A 24,534-nucleotide genomic window follows, 5' to 3' on the forward strand; every position below is an offset into this window, starting at 1 on the left:
TATCTCACGGAAATCCCGGCAGCGCTGGTCGTTGCCGGGATTTTTTTTGCATCCAGTATCACCCTCCCTTCTTCGGCTGATACGCCACCTTCCCTGCGGGCAGCCCTCTCTTCAAAATCTCCTCCGCCTTCCGGATCTGGGTATCGATGCCCTTCCGCAAATCTTCCGGATCATAAGGCGTCACTTCATTCGGTGGCACTCCGATTCCCTCGATCCCCTTCCCTCCGTTGAAGCGTCCCTTGTTGCTTGCCACGGCGTAGTAGACCTTGAACATGCCGCTTGGAACTTCCAGACGGTCCTTCGATGACGACATGCCTGCCGTCGGCGTGTCCCCGATCATCCACGCACGTCCATCCTCCTTGAATTGCCCGGCCACCGTCTCTCCGGCCGACCTCACCCCGGCATCCACGATGACGACCATCGGTCCCGCATAGGGATTGGGCCCGGCACTCTGGTATTGCCGCCACTTCTCCCCACCCGGCACGAAACGCCCGAAGACCGCGTCGTGATCGCAGCCACCGCCGCCATTCGCGCGGCAATCCAAGATCAAGCCGGGCGCGTCGCCAATCTCCTTAAGCATGACATCCAGCTGCTCCGGGAGTTCCCCCGGCACGTCCCGGAGCTGTATGTAGGCCATTCCGCCTTCCGTCTTCCCATACATCTGCCGCCCGATCGTCTTCACGTTCTTCGGGGGAAACACCGGACCGATTGGCACAAAATTCGGTCCGCCGCGGCGCACGATTTTCACGGTCTCCCGCTTCTTGCCATCCAGCAGTTGGAATTCGATTTCCTCTCCTTCCCAATCCGCCAGCCCGGTATGGCAGGCATAGTACATGGCCGCGTGGTCAGTGCCATAGCCCCGCTCGTCGCAGAGGCGATCACTAGCGGCCTTCAAGTATTCCATGGCCGGCTTCCCATCGATCTTCACCACTTCCATCCCGGCCTTCACGCCCGCTGCCTCGGCATCGCCAAAGGCCGTGCGAACATACACCTTCTCTCCGATGATCACGAGATGCACCCGGGGGCCAGTGAAGCGCCGGCCTTTCGACTCATCCGGATACTTTACCGTGGGATCGACCAAGCCGGCATGGCCGTCCTTCAGGCGCGCTACGAGCCGATTACAGAGCTTCAGGTGATCCTCGTCTGACTTCACCTTCTTCACCGCCGCCTTGAACTCGGCACTCACCTTCTTCCAATCGATATGCTTCGTCTGGAAGAAGTGCCCTGCTTTCTTCGGCAATTCCGCGAGCATGAAGTCCACATCCTTCGCGTAGACGTCTGATTTATTCTCTGCCGCCAACGGAACGAGGCATGACAGCCAAGTCACAGCCGCCATTATGAAACCGAAACCGGGAAGCTTGGTTCTCATGCTATGCAATTGAGCCGGTCCCGTGAAATAGACCAGAAGATACTTGGACATCCACCGCTTGACTCACCCTCCGCTCCGCACTTCGCTCTGCCCATGAACATCGCCCTGATCTCCGCAACGTGGCATGCCGATCTTCTCGCCATCGCCGCCGGTTCCTGCAAGGAAGCCATCGGCAGCACCGCGACCACCACGGACTTCACCGTCCCCGGTGCGTTGGAGATTCCCCTGCTCGCCCAAACCTTGGCGAAGACCGGCAAATACGACGCGGTGATCGCGATCGGCCTGATCGTCGATGGTGGGATCTACCGCCACGAGTTTGTCGCAGATGCCGTGATCTCCGGGATGATGCGCGTGCAACTGGACACCGGGGTGCCAGTCTTTTCCTGCGTGCTCACGCCGCAGCATTTCGATGAAAGCGAGGAGCGCCTTTCCTTCTTCCGGGATCACCTTGCCATCAAAGGCCGCGAGGTCGGCAATGCCTGCCTGAAGATGCTCGATGTCCTCGCAAAGGCGAAGGCCTGAGGAGTTTCAGACTTCCTCCAGCTTTGAAGTCGCATCGCCAAAGGCCGCGAGCTTAAGCCCCATCTTGTCCATGATGGAGAGGTGCAAGCGGCACATCTGGCGCTGGGAATCCTTCAGGTAATCCAGCACCCTCCCGCCATGGATACTGCCGCCACCACCGCCGAGCATTACAATGGGTAGCTGGCTGGCATCGTGATTTCCATTCAACATGGAGGAGCAGAATAGGATCATCGAATTGTCCAAGGCGGTCCGTTCGCCTTCCTGGATCGCATCCAGCTTCCGCGCCACGTAGGCGAGTTGATCGGTGAAGAATTGATTCACCTTCAGCCAATCGTCTGTGTCCGTGTGTGAAAGCAAGTGGTGGATCATGTAGTCCACCCCGAGATTCGGGAAGCGCAGCGCGGAGTGGTCGTTGTTCAGCTTTAGCGTGCAGATGCGGGTGGTGTCCGTCTGGAAGGCGAGCACGAGGATATCGCACATCAGCCGCATGTGCTCGGCGATGTCCTGAGGGATGCCATCCGGAGGACGCGGGATATTCGGTGCAGACAAGGTCGGCCGCCATCCTTGCAGTTCATTGCGCTTCCCCGCGTTCTCGATGCGGCGCTCCACTTCGCGAACCGAGTCCAGATACTCGTCCAGCTTCTGGCGGTCCCGTCCGCTGATTTCCCGACGCACGTCTTTCGCGTCCTCCATCACGGCATCCAGCACGCTGCGGTCTCCGCGGCTTCCGGTGTCCTTGAAGAGGTGATCGAAGGCCAAGGCCGGATACACCTCGAGCGGTGTCGGCGTCGTCGGCGAGCTCCACGAGATGTGGGAGCTGTAGAGCATCGAGTAATTCTTGTGGACGGAGGGGTTCGACTTCTCGCAACCCAGCACCAGGCTCGGCACCTTGGTCTCGCGTCCGTAATGCTGCGCGAGCAATTGGTCCACGCTGGTAGAGGACCGGATCTCGCCGCCCGATGCCAGAGGAGCACCGGATAGCAAGTTTCCCGTCTGCGAGCTATGGATGTTTCCCTTCAGAGCCTCCGCATTGTAGAGGCCGCGAATGAAGAGCATTCTCTCGCGGAAATCATGCACCGGCTCCAACACCTTGCCGAGTTCCATCGATTTACCCTCGCCCTTCGCCCACCATTCGCGGGAGTGGAAGCCATTTCCGGCAAAGAGAACGGCCAGACGCAAGGGAGCCTCGCTACCCGGCTCGCGGCCTTTCGGCTCATCGCCCCAGACCGTCATGGATTCCATCCATGGCAGGGCCATCGTGACTCCAGCTCCACGGAGGAAACTACGGCGGTTCAGTCGATGCGGAGTCATGGTTATTCAGCGGTTCAGGGTTTGCTGCGGATGTTCCTTTCCGCGGATCTCACGGAATTGCGGGCTGCGCACGATCATCCGGATCACCACGCCCACCCGATGATCGTTTTTGGAAAGCTCTTCCTGCATGGCATCGAGCAGCGGTGCATCACTCAACAACACACCACGGCCCAACGCATAGCCTAGCAGCTTCCGGCAGAACTGGCGCGTGAAATCGCTCCGCCTGTCCCCGGCGAGGTAGGCTCTCAGGCCATCGATGCCCGCGAACTCCGTGCCGTTGGCCAAGCGGGATTTTGCATTCACCGGCAAGCCCGTGGCGTCCAACTCGCGCCGCCGTCCGATCGCGTCGTAGTTCTCCAAGGCGAAGCCGAAGGGATCGATTCGCACGTGGCAGCGCGCGCAGGCCGGGTCCTTGCTGTGCATCTCCGTCAGCTCCCGCTCGCTGAGATTTGCGGGCGGCTGTTCCGGCAAGACCGGAACATCCTTCGGTGGAGATGGCAGGTGCTCACCCAGCAAGGTCTCGCAGACCCAGGTGCCGCGGAGGATGGGACTGGTGCGCGAGGCGCCGCTCTGCTTCGCCAGCGTCGCGCCAAAACCGAGCACACCGCCGCGCCCGAGCTTCCTCACGTCATCAACCCTCTGCCACTCCGGTCCGCTCACGCCTTGGATGCCATAATATTTTGCAAGCGCTTCGTTCACGAAGGTGTGGTCGGCTTCCAAGAGATCGAGCACCGACCCATCCCGCTGGAAGAGATCGGTGAAGAAGCGGATTGGCTCTTCGTTCAGGGCCTGCCGGATCCCTGTGAATTCGGGGAACACCGTTTCGCTTTTCTCGTCCAATTGATCGAGTCCGCGCGTGTGCAGCCACTGTGCACCGAACTCTGTCGACAAGCGGCGCACTCGGGAGTCGCGGCTCATCCGCTGCGCTTGGGCTGCCAGAACCTCCGGATCCATTAAGCGTCCATCCTTCGCCAGAGACAGCAATTCAGCATCCGGGGCAGTGCTCCACAGGAAGTAGCTGAGGCGCGATGCCATCTCATAGCTGCTCACCGGCGAGGCCTTCGATCCCTCGCCCTGTTTCTCAACCTTATACAGGAACGCCGGGGCAGTGAGGATGCGCGCGAGCAAGAGCCGGATCGTTTCATCGTGGTCGATCTCATCTGACCTCAGCTTTTGATAGAGTCCCCGCAAGCTTTCCTCCTCCGCGGGCGTGAGAGGCCGACGCCAGGCTTTCCGGGCCACGTCGATGGTCGACTGGAGGTGGACCGGCTCCGCCTTCACCTGCTCTTCGCGGAAGCGCTTGGCACCATCCATGATCGGCTGGCGCATCGGCTCGAAGCCACTGGGATCACCGCCCTGCGTCACATACTGCCAAAGTTGCTCAAAGGCATCAACCAGTTTGAGCGGGGCCAAGCTTACGACCTGCAATTCATTCCAGAGGCGGTCCAGCTCCTCAACCTCGGCCTCATCCAGCATCAGCCGGCGCAACTGATCATCTTCACGATAGAAGAGCTGCAGCGTGACCACTTGATCCACAGGCACGATCTTCGAGTAGCACAGCGCGGCGGGAAAGATCTCGCGGAATTCATCGAGCCCCTCGACGACACGCGGACGATCCGCTCCGCTCTCATGAATCAAGATCGGCTGCAAGGAAGCGGGAGAAGCGTCCATTCGGGCAAGGCGTGCATCGACCTGCACCGTGCCGCCGAGTCCGCGCAACGGATGAACCCTTGCCTTCGCCACGAACTCCGCGCCTTTCGCAAGCTGAGCGGGAATCCTGAACTCAAGTTCGGATGGTGCTTTCGCCCCGATGTCTCCCGCGGCGGAATGAAGATCTTCCGCTTCTGCCGCAAGCCAACCGAGGGGTCCGCGCCAATCGCGTGCCCTTTCCCGGAATGCACGGTCCGCGACATTCTCCACCGCGACCTCGCTCACCAGAAGTTCCTTCACGGCTTGTGCTGCAGAGTTCAACACCTCATCGCCCTCTCCCGCGAGCAAGGCATCACGCCATTTCGCGAAAATGGATCCAGAAGCGAAAATCTCGATCTTCTTCCCGACAGAAGCATTCGCACAGAAGTGCCAGACATCGGCATTCCCAGCGAGATCGGGCAAGGGATTGCCCTTGTGCAAGCGATCCACCACTTCCTTCGCCAGATCCCAGCTGCTGCCACCGCCGACGATGCTCAGGTCGACTCGCGTCGTATCGCAGATGTGCTGTCCATCGCGCGGATCGATGGAGAGCTTCACGAGATCTCCTTCCGCGACTTCACACTCGCTACTCTCGAAGGCCTGGTTGCCACCGTTATCCATCAAGTCCGCTGCAATGCCCGTCACACCATTGCGCTGGATCAACTCCACGCGCCATGCCACGCCGTTTCCGCAATTTGCATCGGCATCCGCCACGCTTCCCTTGATGCGAATTTTTCCGGAAATGGGGCTGCGCCATGCGACGTTGGCTTCAAGCGAGGGAGAAGGATGAACCAGAACCGATCGCGGTGGAACTGTCAGCGTGCTGAAGCGGGCCGTTTCGGCAGAACGGTTCACCGTGATGCTCGGAGTCTCCGGCGAGCCCAAGGCTTGCACCGCCGGATTGCCTGCGACGTCGGTGATCTTGTCTTTGAAATGGCCGCTGATCGTCGGCGTTCCTTGTTCACCCAATCCCGCAAACTTCAGCCATCTCTCCAGCAGATCAGGATCCAAGCCTCGTGCTTCGGCAACTTGCCGTGCTTGCTTTCCATCCCGATGCACTTCGGTGAGAGCAGCGAGGTAGACATTTACACGATCAAGCTCTGATGCCATCCGACCTCCCACGGCCTTTGCCAATGGAACCGCATCGCGGAGTGCGACATCGGACGAATCCGGCCTCGTGATGCGGGCATTCTCCCAAAGCACCTCGTCGCCCACATTGCCATCTCCGGCATCGGAGACACTCAGCTTGAGCACCACATCCTCGCCGCCCTTCGGATCGAGCTTCACCCGCAGTTCCTGCGCTCCAGTCACCGGTGTCACCGCCTCCAGCCATGAGAGAGGACCATCCTTAATGCCGATGTGCCCGATGGTATTGAACTTCCAGAGCGCATGCTGCCACTGCTTCACCGTAGCGGCCAAGAGGACCTCTTCTCCTTGCTTCGCGGCCTTCCACTGCTGCGAGATCACATTGAGGGGAAATGAAGGAGTTTCCGCATTTAGAACCTGCCACAAGGATTGCAGATACTTCGAGCTAAGCCCACGGTCCTTCGCAATGCGGGCAAACTCTCCCTTCGCCAACCTCTCGCCCTCCTCCAAGGTGGCGGCAAAATACCTTTCCAAGGGAATGACGCCGCCATCCAGCGTGTCGAACTTGATGCCCTGAAGATTGAGTGCCTGCCCCTCACCGGTCACCGCGTAGCGACTGTAGATCGCGCGGATGGCCGCGAGCTTCGCATCGGTCCAATCTTGCCGCATCGTGCTTTCAGAAAACTCGATGCGATCCGGCAAGAGCACCGCATGCGCGGCGACTTCCTTCGCGGCATCCAGATACTTCCCCACCAAGGCCGGCGACATCACGAGAGCGGCACCCGCATTCGTGAACCCTTCGCCCGCGGCACCATCCACCGGAAATTCCCGAGCGGGATCCAACGAGGACACGCCAGTCAGGTCGCGCAGGGTCCATGTGTATTCGGCATTCGAAAGCCGCCGCATGACGACGGGTCCCGGATCCCCGGCGTCACGCCGAGCGACCTCGCCGAGCATCCCACGCGTCCATGCGAGCAGTTCTTCTTTCTGCTCCGGGGAGGGTTGCCGCTTCTTCTTCGGCGGCATCTCGCCAAGTTCGATCTGCTCGATGACCGATTCCCAGACGGCCGGATCTTTCATCACCGCCTCCAGCGTCGAGAAACGCTCCAGATCGAGATCGCCCTTCTGCTCATCCTCCGAATGACAATCGAGGCAATACTCGCCCAAGAGCGGGCGGATCTTCTCGTCAAAACGCCCCGCAGCCTCCGCGGCGGAAACACGCGCCGCGCAGGCAAGCAGCCACGCAATCGTGAAATGAAGTTTTCGCGTGGCTGCCATCCAAGCCCCTACGGACCTGGCACGTGGAATTTGTCGGGATGACGAACGATCACACCCCGCGGCGCAGGTCCAGATAGCGGCGCATCGCCGCGATCCGGTTTTCCACGCCGAGGCGCTGGAAGACCGCTTCGAGGTGCTTTTCCACAGTCCGGGGGCTGATCCCCAGAATGATTGCAGCCTCCGCACTCGTCTTGCCCTCCGCGATCCAATCCATGATTTCGCGTTGCCTGCGGGTCAGAATCGACATTGCCTCCTCGGTATCGGTATCGGCGCCCGGCACCTGATATAAAAGGATCATCTCCCCATTAAGCTTCGGCAGAACCTGGACGGGGATCTCCCCGCCGCCGAGATCCAGCTTCACTTCGACCATCTTCGCGGTCACGGGGTTTTCCCATGCGGAGTCCAACTCGACTTCCAGCGAATTGATCCGCTGCTCGCTGAGCTGATAGGTCGCCTCATCGGGACTCCACCAAGCTTCCGTCAGCCTCACGGCCGCGTGGTTCAGCGGGAAAATCTCGCCCGGTCCCTTGGTCACGAAAACCGCCATGTGAGAGCCAGCACGCGCCATCAGGATCTGCTGCCGCACCGCCATCTCCACGTTATGCGCCTCCATCTTGTCCAACACGCCGCGGGCGGTGAGCAGGATGGCATCGAAGCGCTCGCGTGCCTGGAAGGCGTAGGTGCGGTTCCTCAGGTAGCAATTGATGTAGGCGCTGCGCCGCTTCCCGGACACGAGCAGTCCGAAGAGCACGTCGTTCATCGCCATGTCCCCGAAGACCTTCTGCACGAACTCGCTTTCCCGATATTCAGCAGGAGCAATGTAATCGCTCATTGCAAAGCCGAGATCTCCCGGATCGTTGAAGTCCACCCGCTTGTAGATCGGATGCTGCCCCGTGAGATTGTTGATCAGGTCCATCCGCTCCGCCAAACGCTTCGCGATGGGACCGTGATCTGAAATCCGGCAGATCCCCTTCAGCGGAGAGGACTCCATGATCAGCACCTCATCGGCCCCGATGAGATGGGGAAGCTTCGCGACCAAAAGATCAACGAGATCGTCAAAATTGGCCGCACGATAGATCGCCCGGGCGAGATCGAAGTAAGATTTTCCAAGCACGATGTTGGGATGCTTTCTCGGAAGAGGAAGGTACGTAATCTCCCGTAAGTATCAACACGCATTGTTGGAGAAGCCCATCCATGGCATTAGATTCTCATCGCAAACGCGTCCCCTCCCTCTATCGCGTCCGATTTTGCGAACAATTTTCTCACTTTCCCTGGGGGGGGAAAAGATGGCCCCGTCGGTCCTTGTGACTGGCGGGGCCATTCACTTGAATCCGCGGGCACTCTCCGATGCTTCTCGCCTTTTACAAGCCCTATGGCGTCTTAAGTCAATTTACGCCCGATCAGCCAGGCCAGCGGACCCTCGCCGAATTCGGATTTCCGAGAGACGTCTTCCCGATTGGGCGTCTGGACCAAGATTCGGAGGGGCTGATCTTGCTTGGAAATGAAAGGGCGATCGTCAATCGGTTGCTCGACCCCAAGCATGGCCACCCCCGCACCTATCACGTGCAGGTGGAGGGCCTGCCAGACGCTGCCGCCTTGAAGCGCCTCTCCGCCGGGGGGGGCGACCTGAAGGGGCACAAGACCCTGCCCTGCCGCGCTTCCCTGCTCGATCCATCTCCGGAGTTTCCGCCGCGGGATCCTCCCGTCCGCTTCCGCAAGAGTGTACCGGACAGCTGGATCGAGATCACCCTCACGGAAGGAAAAAATCGGCAGGTCCGCCGGATGACCGCCGCCGTCGGCTATCCCACGCTCCGTCTCCTGCGCGTCTCGATCGGAAATCTTCCCTTGGCTCCACTGGAACCCGGGACATGGCGCGAACTCGATCGTAGAGATCGCGCACTGCTCGGCTGACAAAGGGCGACTCAGGGCTGGAATTCGACCCGCAACCGCAGCGGCTTGGCCACCTCCGGAATCTCCATTTCCAGCGGAATCTGCACCGTAACCTGCGTGCAGCCGTCCTCCAGCTTTTGCCGGGAAATCTCCCCCGTGCCGATCCAACCGCCACGACCGTTCTTGCGGGCGATTTCGATCCGCTTCCCGCCGTCCGTGATCATTTCGACCACATAGCTGACATCACGGGGAATTTCCGGCGGAAGCACAAAAATCATCACCGGCTCCGGCGGATCTCCGATCATCGCCAGGGTAGGCAGCTTGTCCCAAGCCTCCGGATCATTCACGGGCGCAAGATCGAAGGCGTAGGCCATCAGGTTGGTGATGCCATCCTGATCCAAATCCGCGTCCGGCTCGGCAAAAACGCCCACCAATCCGTTCGCGTTGGCCCAATCGAAGTAGCCGCCCTCACCCGCAGCAGAAGCGGGAAGCAGGCCTGCAAAGAGCAGGCCGCAGGAGGCGAGAACGGATTTCCAAGACATGAGGGCGAAGAAGATAACTTTTCTCGAAAGTCCGTCCAGCCCGGATTCCGGGAGCCAGACCTAGACGCATAAAGGATACAACCCCACCCAAGCGCCAAAAGACTCGGAATTTCTCACACTCTCCGCAACTTTTCCCCATAGTGGACGGCCTCGAGAAAGAGTCCGTCCGCCGGAGCGCAATGCGGAGACTTGCCGAGAGGCAGCCCGGGAGGCTGGTCAAGGTAGGCCGCCGCCTCGTCCAGCCGCAACCTTCCCTGCGCCGCCTGAACCGCCGTGCCAGTCAGGAGCCGCACCATCTTGTAGAGGAATCCATCCCCGGTGTAAGTGATCCGCCATCCCCACTCGATCGGATCGAGCGTGACCCCGGAAATCGTGCGCACCCAATTGGTTTCCTCCGTCTCATAGCCGCGCCGCGCACCGAAGGCCTCGAAATCGTGACGCCCGATAAAGAGGTCCAGCACCTCCTTCAGCATGAAGGGATCCAGTTGCCGCGGCAAATGCCAAGCCCTGCCAAAGCGGAAGGGCGAAAGAACCGGCTCCGTGGAGAGATCGTAGCGATAGGTCTTCCCCGTCGCCGAGTATTGCGCGTGGAAATCCCTCGAAACCTCTTCACAGAACATTACCCGGATCGAGCCAGGCAGCTTCGTATTGAGCGCCGGCACCCAGTTGAAGGGATTCATGTTGGTGTCCTCCGGAGCATCGAAATGCGCCACTTGGGCCAGAGCATGGACTCCGGCATCCGTCCTCCCGGAACCGTGAATGCGGATGGGCTTTTTCGCCGTCTCCGCGATCGCCGCTTCGACCAAATCCTGGATCGTGTTTCCGCCCGTCTGGGACTGCCAGCCGCCGATACCACGGCCATCGTAAGCAAGGATCAATTTCAACCGCACGCGCGGAGAGTGGCCGCCTCAGGACGCACGTCAACGCAGAGATAGGCCTGCACGCGCCAAGGATGCGAAACGAAGCCTCTGCAGCGACCAGCCTTGGCAAGGCTCATCCCCGGGGAACGCATGGCCCGACGACACCAGGATCCCCAGCTACCATCGCCCGAACCCGGAGGCGCGACTTTGGAAGATTGAAATTCCTTGCGACAAAACTCATCTCAACCTAGTGCGTGAGTTGTACCTACCGTTTATCTTAGGCACCCTAAAAGGCATCTTACCAAAGAACCTCCCCATCCATCCTTCTTTCGCACGCCCTATCTGCGAGATGCGATGCACAGGCGTCACCAAAGACTGGAATCCGGGGCCATTCCCGAAGCACATGAAGACTCCTCGGCAAGACAAGAACAAGCAGTCGGCGAAGAAGAGCAGCACCGGAAAGACCGCCAGGCCAAACGCCAAAAAGGCTCCGGCCGACAAGGCGGCAAAGAAAACAACCGGGAAAAAAGCCGCATCAAAGAAGAGCCCTGTTAGAAAAGCGGCCACAGCCCCGCCATCATCTCCGGCCGAACGACCTTTCGCCACGATGGCCGCCGCTGAAAGCCTCGCGGCAGATCGACCACTGATACAGAAGATGGGGCCCCTCTTGCGCAGCGCCATGTCCGGCATCATCCGGGAAAACCAGCCGCGAGGTGTGGCGCGGCTCGCGCTGGACTTCGCCCCGCCGGGTGGCCAGACGGAGCCGGAAGTTCCGTTGGCGATCAGCCTGCCTCGCATTGCACCGCAGCGGGGTGAAAACTGGCAGACCTACAAGCAGCGGGTACAGGATATCATGGGCCCGGTGGGGGAGTGGCTGAAGGCCAACGCCGGACTGGAAGCACAACATTCCATCACCGCGGCGAGCTTCGCCTGCCGGGCTGTCAGCGGGCAGATGGAAGAGGCGGCCCGCCACCAGCAGGTGACCCTGCTTGAGATGGATGCCCCGCGCAAAGCGATCCTGATGGACGACGCTGGCGGCGATCTGGAACTGCCACTTTTCCTAAGTCGGAATACCGGCTTGGATGGCAGCGGCATCCGGGTGGCAGTGCTGGATTCCGGGATCGACCTGAAGCACCCGTGGCTGCAAGTGGCGGATTCCATAGAGACCTGCGGGGAAAGTGTGGAAATCCCCGGAACACATGGCACGCATGTGGCCGGCTCGATCGCTTCCCGTGATGAGATTTATCGCGGGATTGCCCCTCAGGTCACATTGCTCAATGTCAAGGTGCTGGATCACACCGGCACCGGCACCGCGAGCTCGATCACAAGGGGAATCGATGCAGCGCTGGACATGAATGCTGACATCCTCTCCCTCAGCGTGGGCTTCAATCACCTGCCTTCCTGGTCTTGGAACGGCCACGGACATGTATGCCACTCGGGAGACTGCGTCCTGTGCACGGCCGTAAACAATGCGGTGCTGCTGGATCACGTGTTCGTGGTGGTAGCCGCCGGCAACGAACGCCTGAAGGCGGAAGCCCTGCGCAACCGCGGCCGGGGGGATAGCTTTGACAGCGAGATCTCCTGCCCCGGAAGTGCAGCCGGCGCACTGACAGTGGGAGCCATCACGAAGCGGACCTTTCTTGCGGCGGACTTCAGCAGCCGGGGCCCGGCCTCATCCGGCCTGGCAAAGCCGGACATCGCAGCACCCGGAGTGAATATCCGCTCGGCAAACGTGGTTCGACGGGACCCGCGCGGCGTGCCGATGCCAGGCCTGACCCGAGCCGAACTCGGCCGCTCGGAAAGCGGGACTTCCATGGCGACACCCATCGTCTCCGGGGCTGCAGCCCTGCTACTGCAACGGCGACGAGCCCGGGGCGAAGACGATTCCCCGGCGGCGCTCCGCGCGGAACTGCTCGGCAACGCTACCCAGCCGCTGGGCGCTCCCGCCACGGAGGTTGGAGTTGGACGCCTGAACCTCTCGGGGCTATAGTCCAGCCATGGATATGGAGGAGATTGCCGCGATGCGTCGCCGCCGTGAGTTGCTAAAACTCGATAACGGCAAGGAAGCGGTGGCGCTGGGCGTGCAGTTCACCGGCACTCCCCCTCAACTGGACCGCCCTGCCCGCAAGGCTTGGCTGGCAGAACATTTCTCTGGCATCGAAACCAAGCTGGGAAAGCACGAAGCGCACCTGAAAGCAGACACCATGTCTCTCTCCGGCCAATCCGTCGAGATGCTGGTTCCCGTAGAAGAGTTGGATTCCGTCGCCAAGATTCTGGAGGACAGCGCCCACCGGGTTACCGTGGTCAAGAAGGTGGATGCGACACTTTGAGCTCGTCGCACGGCGCCTTGCCCTTGCATTGGTGCCGACAAAGGCCCGCTGACTCCAGTTTGGGCGGAGTTCCCGGTACCACCTGTTAGAGACGAGTAGCTCTCAGTGCTCTTGAAGAGCAGCAATGGAGACCGGGCCAAACAGGTTTTCCATCTGCTTGTGCGGTAGTGCCGCCAGTACCGTCGCCGGCAATGAGCGAATATTCTCACCCGTGCTCGATGCGCGCCCAGCTGTGCCGAATGGGGTTTGCGACCGGAAGAAAGAACCCATCTGACGAATCGGAACACTCCCTAACACGAAGCAAGATACGCCCCCACAGCTTATCAATATGTCCGATTTTCACCCCACCTATAACATTCATCAGATGACAACATTGACACCATTCACATGACAATCACGATCACCTTTGAAGTAGACACCTCCAAACAAATCCAATATCTGACCCAAAGACATCCAAAACCAATCGGAACAACACACACAACTCTTCCGCGCGGCGGCGCGCTCCCAATTGAGTCATTCCAGCCCCTCCCTTGCAGTGTCCCCGAACGACGGTGATGCATGGTGAGGCGGCAGCTCGGACCCTCACCCTTCCTCTCCCACACCGACAATGAACCGCGCAACACCATCCCACCTCCTACCGGCCCTTTTCGCGACGACCACCCTCTTGTGGATTCCACCCGCAAAGGCACAGAATGCGCCCGCTTCAACGAGTGATCCTGACGCCGGTCGCAACTTCGTGAAAGAGCGTGCCGACGCGGAGAACGCGCGGAAGATGCTTTCCCGGAAATGGCAGAAGTTCGCTGAAACCGCTCCCGCCGTTCCGCCGATAGCAGAACTCCAAGCCGCTCCCCGATTCTCGAACGGGCTGCAAATCCCCGAACTTCAGAAGCTGGAACTGGACGCAGGCCTCGCGGCGCCGCAGCGCGCCTCGCTCGCGATCCAGACCCTCAATGGCTATACCGAGCCCGAAGAAATCCGCTCCCGCAACGGCGTCCTCACCGCCGAACTCGTGGCGACCTATGCACGCAATTTCATCGGCAATGATCCGGTCTACCTCCGCACCTACAACGGCAACCTGGTCGGCCCCACCTTGCGCGCCAGGCCCGGGGACACCCTGCGGCTCACGGTGAGGAACAACCTCCCGACCCAGGCGTGGCAAAAGGATGCGATGAACACGCTCCACGACTTCAACACGACCAACCTTCATACCCACGGTCTTCATGTCTCCCCAAATGGCATCAGCGACAACGTGCTCATCGAGATCGGCCCCGGGGCCACTCAGGAGTATGAGATCGTGATACCCAAAGACCACACCTGCGGCACCTACTGGTATCACGCCCACCGCCACGGCTCGACCGCGGGCAACGTGGCCAGCGGCATGTCTGGTGCCCTGATCATCGAAGGAGGTCTCGACGAAGTCCCGGAGATCAAGGCCGCGAAAGAGCGCGTGATGGTGCTCAATCAGATTCCCTACATCTACAAGAACACGCTGGAGGACGACGCGGGCAATGAGGTCACTTTCAATTTCCCCGAAGGGATCATTGAGGAGGATCTGGCTGCCTATATCTTCGGCCCCGGAGATTGGTCCACCTTGGGCCGCTATACCACGGTGAACGGAGTCCAACTCCCGGTGATCCGGATGAGCCCGGGCCAAGTCGAGCGGTGGCGCATCGTGGACAGCGGCCAGCGCGAGGCCATCGACCTCCAGATCACCACCCTGGATGGGATCACCCAAGGAATCCCCTTCCATGAGATCGCCGTCGATGGACTGGCCTTGGGGAAATCGATCCGCAAGAATGTCATCGAGCTCCTGCCTGGCTACCGCTCCGACGTGCTGGTCCAGGCACCTGCCCAAGCGGGCGAGTTCCTGTTGGTCGATCAAGCGACCACCGCTGGGATCTCCGGGCAAGGTGAACCACTCAAATACATCGCTCGCATCGTTGTGGAGGGGCCCACCGGAACAGGCAAGCTGCCAACGGACGATCAGCTCACCAAGTTCCGCCTACCCTCGCTAAAAGATGCCAAGATCGACGCCAACCAAACCGCCCAATACGGCATTCTGCCGGTGTCAAACGGCGTGATCTTCACGATCGATGGCAAGTCCTTCGACATGGACCAAGCCAAGGAGCTGCTTCTCGGCAACACCGACGAATGGACCGTCAGCGTCAGGAATGGCGGCGGGATCAATACCGGCCACCCTTTTCACATCCATGTGAATCCCTTCGAAGTGCTCTCGATCATGGGGCCGCAGAATCCGGCTGATCCAAAGAGCCCGCAAGTGGAACAACTCACGGATGGGCCAGTCTGGCGCGACACGATCTGGGTGCCAAATAACGGGACCGTAAAGTTCCGCACCCGCTACGATGATTTCATCGGCACCTTCGTCCAACACTGCCACATCCTCGATCACGAGGATCAAGGCATGATGCAGCTCGTGGACATCCGGGATCCGAAGGCACCCGTGGCGAGCAATAGCCTGCCTCCCGCACTTCCCCGCGGATCCGCCGCACCTGGCTTCGACCTGCGCGATGGAGACGGTCGCCAGCACCGGGCGGAAGACTTCGCCGGGCAAACGCGCGTGGTATTCCTTTTCAAGGGTCACGGCTGCGTCCACTGCTCGCGCCAAGTGGCGGAGTTCACCGCACTCCATGAGCGCTTCCGGGAAAAGGGCGTCCAGGTAATTGGCATCAGTTCCGACGATGAGGCTTCGCTGAAAGCCGCGCTGGAAGCCACCCCCAGCCCCTTCCCTATCCTTGCCGATCCGGAGGGCCGGGCCTTCGCGGCCTACGGTTGTTCCCGCGGAACCGATCTGGCCCACGGCACCTACGTCATCGATGACAAAGACGTGGTCACTTGGAGCACCAACGGATCCAGCCCTTACATGAACATCGCCGGGCTTCTCGCTGATTTGCCAGCCAAGCCCGCCGGCGACGAAAACCGGCAGCAGGCAGCTAGCGCGCGCTAGTCAAACGCCCCTCCTCCTTCTGCAACAAGCTCCATACCTCCTCCTACCATGCCAGCCATTACCACTACTCCGGTCGCGAATCCCACCTGGTATTCCGATATCCGCCACATGTTTGTCCAAGAGGACATCGATCACATGCGCGAGCAGGGCCTGGACCTCTCGATCTACGAAGTGGTCCGGGACAACGCGAGCATCATCTACGGCCAGGTGGCCAGCAAAAACATGCCTCCGGGCCGCCCTTGGGCGGACGATTGGGTCCAGACCTTCCTCAACTGGATGGTGAACGATTGCCCGAAGGGAACCAATGCTCCTTCGGAAAAGTTCGCCCCCGCCACAACTCTCACCGCGTCCGTCCCGTCGCGCATCCGCAAGAACATCGAAGATCTGACAGCCGATGAACTCACCTTGCTGAAGAAGGCCTTCGAGGGCATCATCACCAAGGATCCCGATGATCCGCAAAGCTTCTTCAGGCTCGCGGGGATCCACTGGCTCCCTGGCACTGGCACACCGCCGCGCTTCTTCTGCCAGCACCACGCACCCGGCTACAATCCCTGGCATCGCCCCTATCTCCTGGTCTTTGAGAACGCGCTCCGTTCCATCCCGGGATGCGAGTCCGTCACTCTGCCCTATTGGGACATCACGAAGCCCTTCCCGGAGGTGCTAAAGCAGCCGCCCTTTGACAAATACACGCTTCCCCGCGACATTGGACAGGGCTTCAACAAGGGCTATGTCACCGAACGCTATAGCTATGAGGACATCGCGGCTTCTCTCCAGAACTATGATGTGAATGGCGACATCGCTCGCGCCCTCGGCAAGACCGACTGGGAGGACTTCCACGGACTCTTCGGAGGAGCACCGAACAATGCCATCATTTCCGCCCACGACAGCGGACACGTGTCGATCGGGACCACCATGGGTGACCAGAACGTGGCCGCATTCGATCCCGTGTTCTTCTTCTTCCACTGCAATTGGGACCGCCTCTTCTGGAAGTGGCAGAAGGCCATGCAAGCAACCGATCTCAACGGCCTGCTAAGCACGATCGACAAGACCGGGGATCCTCTCAGCTACCAGATCTTCACGTTGCCGATCCTGCAGAAGCTGGATCCGTTCTCGACCTCTCCGCTGAATTTCACTACCGTGTCGATCATCGATTCGGTGGCGTCCCTGGACGTCGACTACGAGGAACCCGTAGCACCCCAAGCCTTGAGCTTCCAGCCAAAGACCGTGAGGGCCAGCCTCGCTTCCCGGAAATTCGAAGTTCAGCCGAACCTCGTCAACGTGCGGGTGAAAGGGCTGAACCGCTTGAAAATCCCGGGCAGCTTTTCCGTCCATCTCCAGAAGGACGGAAAGACCATCGCTTCCACTGCCTTCTTCCAGCCGAACGAAGCGGACAAATGTGAGAACTGCGTAAACAACGCGATCGTTCACTTCGACTTCGAACTGCCGCTGGAAGAAGTCACCGGCGGGAAGCTCAGCGTCCAGGTCGAACCTCTCAACAAGAATGTCGTCGGCGACCGCTTCCCGAACAAGCTGATGGGCAATCCGACCGTGGAGGCCCGCCTCTTGCTGAGCAACGAGTGATCGGTCAATAGGGTCCTCCGCCATGCGATCCGGCATGCGGAGGACCTGATTCCCTTTGACACTCCATCCTCCTCCTATCCGCTTCAGCTACCATGGCGCAGTGCCAATGTAATGCGAAGGGACCCGCCGAAGAAGACGGCGGACTTCAGAAAGAAGCCGGAGTGCCTGCCGCGCGCACGGTGGGCACTTTGGTCCTCGGCATCCTTGTCGCATTCTTCCCGAAGTGTCCCGTGTGTTGGGCTGCTTATTGCAGCGCCTTGGGACTCGCAGGACTTTCAGAGCTACCCTATCCGGGAATCCTGTTACCCGTACTTTCAGGTTTGCTCTTGTTCAATTTGTTCCTTCTCGGGAAGCAAGCGCCCAAGGTCGGCTTCGGTCCGCTGCTGCTTGGAGTCACCGGCACAGCCTGCCTCTTTCTCTTCCGTCGCTACGCGCCCGAACTCCACTGGGGGCTGAATGGAGGCGTTCTGTTAATGGTCGCTGGCTTCGCTTGGAATAGCCTCGCGCTAAGAAGCCAAGGTTCGCAGCGGGCTCGACTCCTCACTAGGGCACAAGAGGCCCCCGGCAGGTGATTTCCGCATGTGAAATGCGACGATCCGTGGCAACCGGGTCTCATCTCGACACCGGATTTACGCGGCCCGATCCCCAAAGCGACGACCATCTGACAGGCCTGAGGTAAGGAGCAGGACACCCCACTTCCCGCTTCGCCACCCATGGACCTTCTTCAATTGGTGAGGATATTCAGCTCATTCGCCGAGCGTGTGGCTGGCCTGTCCGTGACGACGATGGTCGCGCCGGGAGAGAGCAAGTCATCCACCTTCTGCGCGAACTCGGGAGAGAAGCTCACCTTGGACGCGAGCTCATGGGGCGAGCCGCTGCCGCCACTGACACTCATCCATCTCCGGGCAGCCCTGCCCGGGGCAAAGGGGCTGCTGCCACCGCTCACGCCGTCGAGCAAGGTGAAAACATGGTCTCCCAGACGGCCCTTCACTTGCACCGAAGCCCGGCCGATGGGCTGGCCGTTACGATAAACATAGATCGATTGATCCGCGGAGCTGACCATGATGGTGATCGGACCCTTGGTGCTGCGTTTGGGATTCCAGTCGTATTCACCCTTGGCCAGCGGCTTGAGCATCCCGGAGTTGAAGTCCTTCGGCGCAAGCATCAGGCCGGGATTCGCCGCGAAGTGCGGTTGATTCTTGCTATTGCCGATCACCACCGTGGCTCCCCGTGCGGTGATCGAGTAAAGCAGCGTGGAGAAATCATAGGGCATGCGGATGCAGCCATGGCTGGCAGCATAGCCCGGGAGATTGCCGGAGTGCATCGCGATGCCCTGCCAAGTCAGGCGCTGCATGTTTGGCATCGGCGCGTCGTCGTAGGTGCTGGAGTAATGGGTCTGCTTTTTCTCCAGAATCGTGAAAACACCGGAGGGCGTCTCGTGGCCCTTCGATCCGGTGCTGACTGAGGAGCGACCGATCAAGATGCCATTCCGGTAAACGCTGATCGTTTGCAGCGGCAGGCTCACGAGAACCACCACCGGCCCCGCGGGAGACATCTGCGGATTCCACCAGTACTCGCCCGGCTTGAGCGGACCGGTCGGCTTGCCCGTGGGCGAGCCCTTGGTATGGAAGGACGGCTGCGCCATCGCGCTGGTCTGGGTGGCCGTCTGGCTCTTCGTGAGATCCGTTCCGCTTTGCACCGAGCACGAGGAGAGGGCTAGCAGTGAGGCCAGCGCGAAGGGCTTCAGAATTCGAGTTCTCATGTGTCGCTTCCTGTTAAGCATTAGACTTTCCCCAATCCCCCCCAGGTCCCTTGGTAGCTGGACCGAACAATGATGGAGAGGGACACTAAGGTGTTAGGGAAACACGACTTCCGATTCAAGGCTGGAGTGTGAACTCGAAGTCAGCATCGGACGCGAATGTGAGCAGTGACTGCACACGCAGGGCACGAGGGCCTCGATCAATCCGCTCGAAACAGGAGCGAGGAATATCAGAGGCTGCTCACGCTGTGGCAAGGGCTCGCGCGGAACAACCTGGAGGGCTCTATCGAGGGCCTCGCTGAGGCGATCCGTGAGCGACCCAACCTGCAGGACGATCCCGACAGGGACACCATTTGAGATGGTCGGGGTGGCGGGATTGACCTCTGGTCCACTCCAGTTTGCGGCTTTGCCGACGAAGGATGGTCGCTAGCGCTCCCGCTGACTTCAAACCCAGGGCGCTTCGCGCAAGGGTTCTCATCCCGCCACGACACAGAGCTATGCAAAGCATCGGAATCAAAGGTGACCCTTTTAAGTGGTCGGGGTGGCGGGATTCGAACCCACGGCCTCTTCGTCCCGAACGAAGCGCGCTACCAGACTGCGCCACACCCCGATGATTCATTGACTAACCTTTTCCTCTGGTCGGAAAGGCGGGCGGGCTTTTTGGCGATTTTTGACCAAGCTGCAAGAGAAATGTGACTGGAGTCCCGCCACGTAGAAGAAATTGCTCTATCGCTTGTAATGGACCGAAGGAACTAAGCCGCCCCAAACTTCATCGTGACCTTGGTAAAACACATACGCTGTCACTATCAATTTCACTTGGAGTCTTATCAACTGGCACTGCTTTGTGTGATTGTTTTGCTCGTCACCGCGAAAACAGCCTTCTGGTTCCAATCTCACGAAGACCGGAAACGCCTCGAACAGCAAGCGTGGCCAGTAGTCGAAGGCCTCATCTTAGAAGCGAGAATCACGGAGAGCGATAGCTCCTCGATGAGCAGCTTCTCCACCACAATTTCTGCCGCGGGCCTCGTAAGTTACCCCCATCCGACCGGAGAGGCCACCGCGGCATTCTATCTGCAATCCTCCTCTCTGCCGGCCAGGAATTGGTCGGAAAATTTCAACCCCGGCTCCCGCCCTGCTCTTCGCTACAATCCCGAGAACCCCAAGGAACTGTCCTTCATCGACTTCCTCGGCACCCCTTGAATCTAACATCTCTAAAAGAAGTGCTTCCCGTCCTCCGCCCAAGGACCTAAGAACATTTCCTAATGAACAAGCGCATCCGTCTGAAGGACGTGGCCGAGAAAGCCGGAGTGGCCGTGAACACGGCCTCCACGATCCTCAATCGCCGCCCGAATTCGTGGGCGTCGAAGGACACGGAAGCACGCGTGTTCCAAGCCGCGAAGGAGCTCGGCTATCGCCCTTCCAAGACCGCCCGGGCCCTGCGATCCGGTCGCTATCACACCATCGGCTTGCTCATCCAAGACCTGACAAACCCGTTCTTCTCAACTCTCGCCGACGAACTGGAATCCGCAGTCGAGGAACGTGGCTACGACCTGCTGGTGGAAAACTGCCGATCCTCCCTCGTCCGGGAAAAACACCTATTTGCCGATCTCGATGACCTTGAGGTCGATGGCAGCGTGCTTTGGCTTTCCGACAACGAGGTCTTCCGCAAGGAACTGGCCGAGATGGCCGAGGGCCGCCACCCTGTCGTGGTCTTAGGGAATGGCATTCCCGAGAAGGCCTACCCGGTTGATGCCGTGTTTTCCGATTTCACCCAAGGCCTTAGCGATGCCGTCGATGCCCTCTGTAGCCTCGGGCACAAGCGCTTCGCCTTTGTCAGTGCGCTCGCCGAGGGGCAGGCCGATGGCAATCGCCCCCGCCTCTTCCAGGAAATGCTGGCCGCCCGCGGTGTGCCTGCCGCGAACATCGATGTCCTTCGCACCGGTCATACCGTGGAAAGCGCCTGCGAGACTTTCGCAGCCTTTCTCCGCCAACGTCCGGACGAACGGCCTACCGCCCTGCTGGCGATGAATGATCTTTCGGCAATCGGAGCGATGCGCGCGGCCATCGAGGCTGGCCTGAGCATCCCGGCCGATCTGTCCGTGGTGGGAGTGGACGATGTGCCGCTCTCTTCCTACCTGCCGATCACGCTCAGTTCGATCCGGCAGCGTTACAAGAAGATCACCCGCGCCGCGGCGAACCTTCTCATCTCCCGGATCGAAGCCGCGGAGGGACTTTCCCTGCCACCCCGGCAGGAGGTATTCGCCACCGTCTACACCCCCCGCGAAAGCGTCGGCCCTACCAAAGGGTAACGTCTTCCGGCTCGCCCGGAAAGATCGATCCGGATAGCTAGAGACAACATCGGGCATGAATCCGCAACTGTTGCTCGTATTAGGACTGCTAGGCCTCTGTGTGGCGCTATTCATCGCCAACAGGCCGCGGATGGATGTGGTGGCGCTCCTGCCGATCCTGATCCTGCCCGTTTGCGGGATCATCTCCTTGCCCGAAGCCTTGGCCGGCTTCAGCGATCCGAATGTTGTGTTGATCGGGCTGCTCTTCATCGTGGGCGATGGACTCGTCCGGACCGGCATTGCCAATAAACTCGGTGAGTTCTTGCTTCACCAGTCTGCGGGAAGTGAAGCCAAGCTGGTGGTATTGCTCATGCTCGCTGTCTCCGGCCTGGGATCGATAATGAGTTCAACGGGAGTCGTCGCCATCTTCATTCCTGTGGCTCTCTTCGTTGCGGAAGCCCGGAAGGTCGCACCCGGTCGCCTGATGATGCCGCTCAGCTTCGCCGGGCTCATCAGCGGCATGCTCACGCTGGTGGGCACGGCTCCAAATCTCGTGGCGGATAGCGCTCTTCAGCACGCCGGCTTCCAAGGGTTCCGATTCTTCAGCTTCACGCCCTTCGGGATCGCAATCCTTACTTGTGGTGTCCTCTACATGCTGGTCGCGCGGCGTTGGCTGAATCGGGAGAACTCAGGATCACCGCCGCGAGCCCCGCGACGCCGCCTCATTGATTTCGTCCGCGACTACAATCTCGCCGCCCATGAGCACCGCATCCGAGTATTGAGAGACTCTCCCTTGATCGGCCAAACCTTGAAGGAGATCGATGTCCGGGGTCGCGGCAATGCCAACGTCGTCGCCATCGAACGGATCACGGGCAATCGCCGTGAACTGATCGAGCCACGCGCAGACTCCCGGATCTTCGCGGGGGATGTCCTGCTCATCGATTACTTCGACGACGCCGACCCCACCGAGGCCCTCGGCGCCTTCAAGCTCGAAGCCCTGCCCCTGCGCGGCAATTACTTCACCGACCAATCCGGCGAGCTTGGCATGGCGGAAGTCCTCGTCCCGCCCGACTCGGAACTGGTGGGCAAGAGCGTGATCACCTGCGAGTTCCGCAGCAAATACCGCCTCAATGTCATCGGTCTCCGCCGCGACCGCAAAGCGATCACCAGCGGCCATCTCGATGAAAAGCTCCGCGCCGGCGATACTCTTCTGGTCATCGGCAACTGGCGGAACATCCGCGAGCTCCAGAAACGAAAGCAGGACTTCCTGGTGCTCACCCTTCCCGCGGAGTTCGATCAGATTGCCCCGGAGAGCCGTCGCGCGCCCTATGCCATCGCCTGCCTGGCAGTCATGATGCTGCTGATGATCACCGGCTGGGTGCCAAATGCGATCGCCGCCCTGATCGCCTGCCTTCTCATGGGAATCACCCGCTGTCTGAATCTGGACAGGGCCTATCGCGCGATTCCTTGGCCCAGCCTGATCCTCATCGTCGGCATGATGCCTTTCTCCACCGCGTTGCAGAAAACCGGAGGTGTCGACCTCGCTGTAAATGGATTGCTCCATCTCTTTGGAGACGCCGAGCCGCGCTTGCTGTTGGCCGCTCTCTTTATCCTCACCGCAGTGACCGGGCTCTTCATCTCGAATACCGCAACGGCCGTGCTCATGGCGCCCATCGCGCTGAACTCCGCGGCAGCTATCGGCGCCTCCCCCTACCCTTTCGTCATGACCGTGGCGCTCGCTGCCTCAGCCGCCTTCATGACTCCGGTGTCCTCTCCGGTGAATACGCTGGTCATGGTCCCCGGTGGCTATCGCTTCGGCGACTTCATACGCATCGGCGTGCCGTTCACCATCGTCGTGCTCCTCATCACTGTCCTGCTGGTCCCTTGGCTACTGCCTTCTTAACTCTTCATTCCGGCGCCAATTGATGGCAACGCCACAAGGCCCGAGGATGATGGAAGAAGGATTTCCATAGCGATCCCTTCAGGCTGCTCGTCGGGATCCCATCCCTCCTCAGATAGCCGAACCACTCCCCATCCTCGGGGTCGCCAAAGCGGGCAAAGGACCATTCCCGCAGCTTTTCATGCATCGCGAGATAGCGTGGCTCTCCCGTCATCCGGTGCGCCATCAAAGTCGCGATCAGCCCTTCATCATGAGGCCACCAGAACTTCATATCCTGCCAGTATTCCTGCACCGGCTTTCCGTAGAGATCGCGAAAATAGAACAGGCCGCCGAACTCCTGGTCCCAACCACGTGCCCACATCCAGTCCAGCATCTCGCAACCTAGCCCCACCAATGCCGCATCGTTCCGGTACGCGGCCTCGTCGAGAATAAACCATGCAGCCTCGATCGCGTGACCCGGATTCAGCAAACGGCCATCGAAATGATCCACGATGCTTCCATCCGGTGCGACGGACTCCATCACCACTTTCAACTCCGGCTTCACGAACAGCCTCCGGATTTCATCCAAGCACCGGTCGATCCAGCCAGTCAGGATCGCGTCCTCCCCCAGGTGCTTCCGGAGTTCCTGTGCTGTCACCAATGCAATCATCCTCGGTCCCAAACCTTCCATCGGACGTGCTCCCGTGAACTTCGGAGGGATTCTCCCCGGCGTGAAGTTCCAATCGGTGAACCGCTCGAACCAATGCCGAGCCTTGCCGGCAGATTCGCAGCTTCCTGTAGCCCGCGCATGAGCCGCATGGGCGATCGCTGCGAAGCTCTCGCTGAAAGCATAGCGCCTCTTGCGGATCGGCGTTCCATCCCGCGCCACATGGAAATACATCCGCCCATCCGAGGCATCGACGCACTTCCCTTCCAGAAATCGCAAGCCTCCTTCTGCCCATTCCAGCCACTCTGGCTTTCGATCATTCTCGAGGTAAAGCGTCAGGAGCATCCAGCTCATCCGGCCCTGAGCCCATACTGATTTATCGCTGTCCACCAGCGATCCATTCCGATCGAAGCAATGCAGGAAGCCTCCATGCTCTTCATCCACCGCCCGCGGAAACCAGAAAGGGAGGCAATCACGGAAGAGCTGGTCATGATAGAAACTCGCGAGATCCATGGCTT

At 60.1% G+C, this 24,534-nt stretch carries 18 protein-coding genes and 1 tRNA gene; 10 read left to right on the forward strand and 9 right to left on the reverse strand.

Translation table 11 applies throughout. The annotated features are described in order from the left end of the window. Nucleotides 1–58: 58 nt before the first annotated feature. Complete coding sequence (locus HHL09_RS03610; protein WP_169453122.1) at nucleotides 59–1,369, reverse strand: S41 family peptidase; 1,311 nt, start codon at nucleotides 1,367–1,369, stop codon at nucleotides 59–61. 3 nt (nucleotides 1,370–1,372) lie between these two features. On the opposite strand from HHL09_RS03610, the gene HHL09_RS03615 reads away from it, so the two are divergent. Beyond that, a complete protein-coding gene (locus HHL09_RS03615; RefSeq protein ID WP_169453123.1) occupies nucleotides 1,373–1,891 on the forward strand; it encodes a 6,7-dimethyl-8-ribityllumazine synthase in 519 nt (172 codons plus the stop codon). A gap of 6 nt (nucleotides 1,892–1,897) precedes the next feature. Here the strand turns inward: HHL09_RS03615 and HHL09_RS03620 are convergent, their stop codons facing one another. From HHL09_RS03620 to HHL09_RS03630, 3 genes are read right to left on the reverse strand one after another with little or no spacing between them, the layout of a single operon-like run. Beyond that, a complete protein-coding gene (locus tag HHL09_RS03620; RefSeq protein ID WP_169453124.1) occupies nucleotides 1,898–3,202 on the reverse strand; it encodes a DUF1552 domain-containing protein in 1,305 nt (434 codons plus the stop codon). A gap of 6 nt (nucleotides 3,203–3,208) precedes the next feature. Then, complete coding sequence (locus HHL09_RS03625; protein ID WP_169453125.1) at nucleotides 3,209–7,255, reverse strand: DUF1592 domain-containing protein; 4,047 nt, start codon at nucleotides 7,253–7,255, stop codon at nucleotides 3,209–3,211. A gap of 49 nt (nucleotides 7,256–7,304) precedes the next feature. Beyond that, entirely contained in the window at nucleotides 7,305–8,369 is a 1,065-nt protein-coding gene (locus HHL09_RS03630) for a helix-turn-helix transcriptional regulator (RefSeq protein ID WP_205760974.1), read from the reverse strand. A gap of 233 nt (nucleotides 8,370–8,602) precedes the next feature. Here HHL09_RS03630 and HHL09_RS03635 point away from each other — a divergent pair, with 233 nt between their 5' ends. Then, nucleotides 8,603–9,166 (forward strand): pseudouridine synthase, encoded by a 564-nt coding sequence (locus tag HHL09_RS03635; RefSeq protein WP_169453126.1) that lies wholly within the window; start codon nucleotides 8,603–8,605, stop codon nucleotides 9,164–9,166. A gap of 11 nt (nucleotides 9,167–9,177) precedes the next feature. Here the strand turns inward: HHL09_RS03635 and HHL09_RS03640 are convergent, their stop codons facing one another. Next, a complete protein-coding gene (locus tag HHL09_RS03640; RefSeq protein WP_169453127.1) occupies nucleotides 9,178–9,687 on the reverse strand; it encodes a hypothetical protein in 510 nt (169 codons plus the stop codon). A 113-nt stretch (nucleotides 9,688–9,800) separates the two neighbouring features. Then, nucleotides 9,801–10,577: a tRNA pseudouridine(38-40) synthase TruA gene (truA, locus tag HHL09_RS03645; RefSeq protein WP_169453128.1), complete on the reverse strand. Its 777-nt coding sequence runs from the start codon at nucleotides 10,575–10,577 to the stop codon at nucleotides 9,801–9,803. Between the two features lie 373 nt (nucleotides 10,578–10,950). Here truA and HHL09_RS03650 point away from each other — a divergent pair, with 373 nt between their 5' ends. The 5 genes from HHL09_RS03650 to HHL09_RS03670 all read left to right on the forward strand — a co-directional run bounded on the left by HHL09_RS03650 (nucleotide 10,951) and on the right by HHL09_RS03670 (nucleotide 17,995). Further along, on the forward strand, nucleotides 10,951–12,537 hold the full coding sequence (locus HHL09_RS03650) for a S8 family serine peptidase (protein ID WP_169453129.1): 1,587 nt from the start codon (nucleotides 10,951–10,953) through the stop codon (nucleotides 12,535–12,537). A 7-nt stretch (nucleotides 12,538–12,544) separates the two neighbouring features. Further along, a complete protein-coding gene (locus HHL09_RS03655) occupies nucleotides 12,545–12,877 on the forward strand; it encodes a hypothetical protein (protein ID WP_169453130.1) in 333 nt (110 codons plus the stop codon). A 736-nt stretch (nucleotides 12,878–13,613) separates the two neighbouring features. After that, the gene (locus HHL09_RS03660; protein ID WP_169453131.1) at nucleotides 13,614–15,842 is read left to right on the forward strand and encodes a redoxin domain-containing protein; all 2,229 of its coding nucleotides are present in this window, start codon (nucleotides 13,614–13,616) and stop codon (nucleotides 15,840–15,842) included. Between the two features lie 48 nt (nucleotides 15,843–15,890). Next, on the forward strand, nucleotides 15,891–17,423 hold the full coding sequence (locus HHL09_RS03665) for a tyrosinase family protein (RefSeq protein ID WP_169453132.1): 1,533 nt from the start codon (nucleotides 15,891–15,893) through the stop codon (nucleotides 17,421–17,423). A 92-nt stretch (nucleotides 17,424–17,515) separates the two neighbouring features. Next, a complete protein-coding gene (locus HHL09_RS03670) occupies nucleotides 17,516–17,995 on the forward strand; it encodes a hypothetical protein (protein WP_169453133.1) in 480 nt (159 codons plus the stop codon). A gap of 152 nt (nucleotides 17,996–18,147) precedes the next feature. Here the strand turns inward: HHL09_RS03670 and HHL09_RS03675 are convergent, their stop codons facing one another. Further along, nucleotides 18,148–19,185 (reverse strand): L,D-transpeptidase, encoded by a 1,038-nt coding sequence (locus HHL09_RS03675; protein ID WP_169453134.1) that lies wholly within the window; start codon nucleotides 19,183–19,185, stop codon nucleotides 18,148–18,150. Nucleotides 19,186–19,715: 530 nt separating this feature from the next. After that, nucleotides 19,716–19,792 (reverse strand) — tRNA-Pro (locus tag HHL09_RS03680). 206 nt (nucleotides 19,793–19,998) lie between these two features. Here HHL09_RS03680 and HHL09_RS03685 point away from each other — a divergent pair. From HHL09_RS03685 to HHL09_RS03695, 3 genes are all read left to right on the forward strand, one after another. Continuing rightward, nucleotides 19,999–20,382 (forward strand): DUF3592 domain-containing protein, encoded by a 384-nt coding sequence (locus tag HHL09_RS03685; protein ID WP_169453135.1) that lies wholly within the window; start codon nucleotides 19,999–20,001, stop codon nucleotides 20,380–20,382. A 62-nt stretch (nucleotides 20,383–20,444) separates the two neighbouring features. Then, nucleotides 20,445–21,491 carry a LacI family DNA-binding transcriptional regulator gene (locus HHL09_RS03690; protein ID WP_169453136.1) on the forward strand — a complete coding sequence of 349 codons (1,047 nt, stop codon included), beginning with the start codon at nucleotides 20,445–20,447 and terminating at the stop codon, nucleotides 21,489–21,491. 55 nt (nucleotides 21,492–21,546) lie between these two features. Further along, nucleotides 21,547–23,373: an SLC13 family permease gene (locus HHL09_RS03695; RefSeq protein WP_169453137.1), complete on the forward strand. Its 1,827-nt coding sequence runs from the start codon at nucleotides 21,547–21,549 to the stop codon at nucleotides 23,371–23,373. A gap of 4 nt (nucleotides 23,374–23,377) precedes the next feature. Here HHL09_RS03695 and HHL09_RS03700 read toward each other — a convergent pair whose 3' ends face one another. Continuing rightward, nucleotides 23,378–24,529 (reverse strand): AGE family epimerase/isomerase, encoded by a 1,152-nt coding sequence (locus HHL09_RS03700; protein ID WP_169453138.1) that lies wholly within the window; start codon nucleotides 24,527–24,529, stop codon nucleotides 23,378–23,380. Nucleotides 24,530–24,534: the final 5 nt, after the last annotated feature.

This window comes from Luteolibacter luteus, assembly GCF_012913485.1.
Classification (GTDB): domain Bacteria; phylum Verrucomicrobiota; class Verrucomicrobiia; order Verrucomicrobiales; family Akkermansiaceae; genus Haloferula; species Haloferula lutea.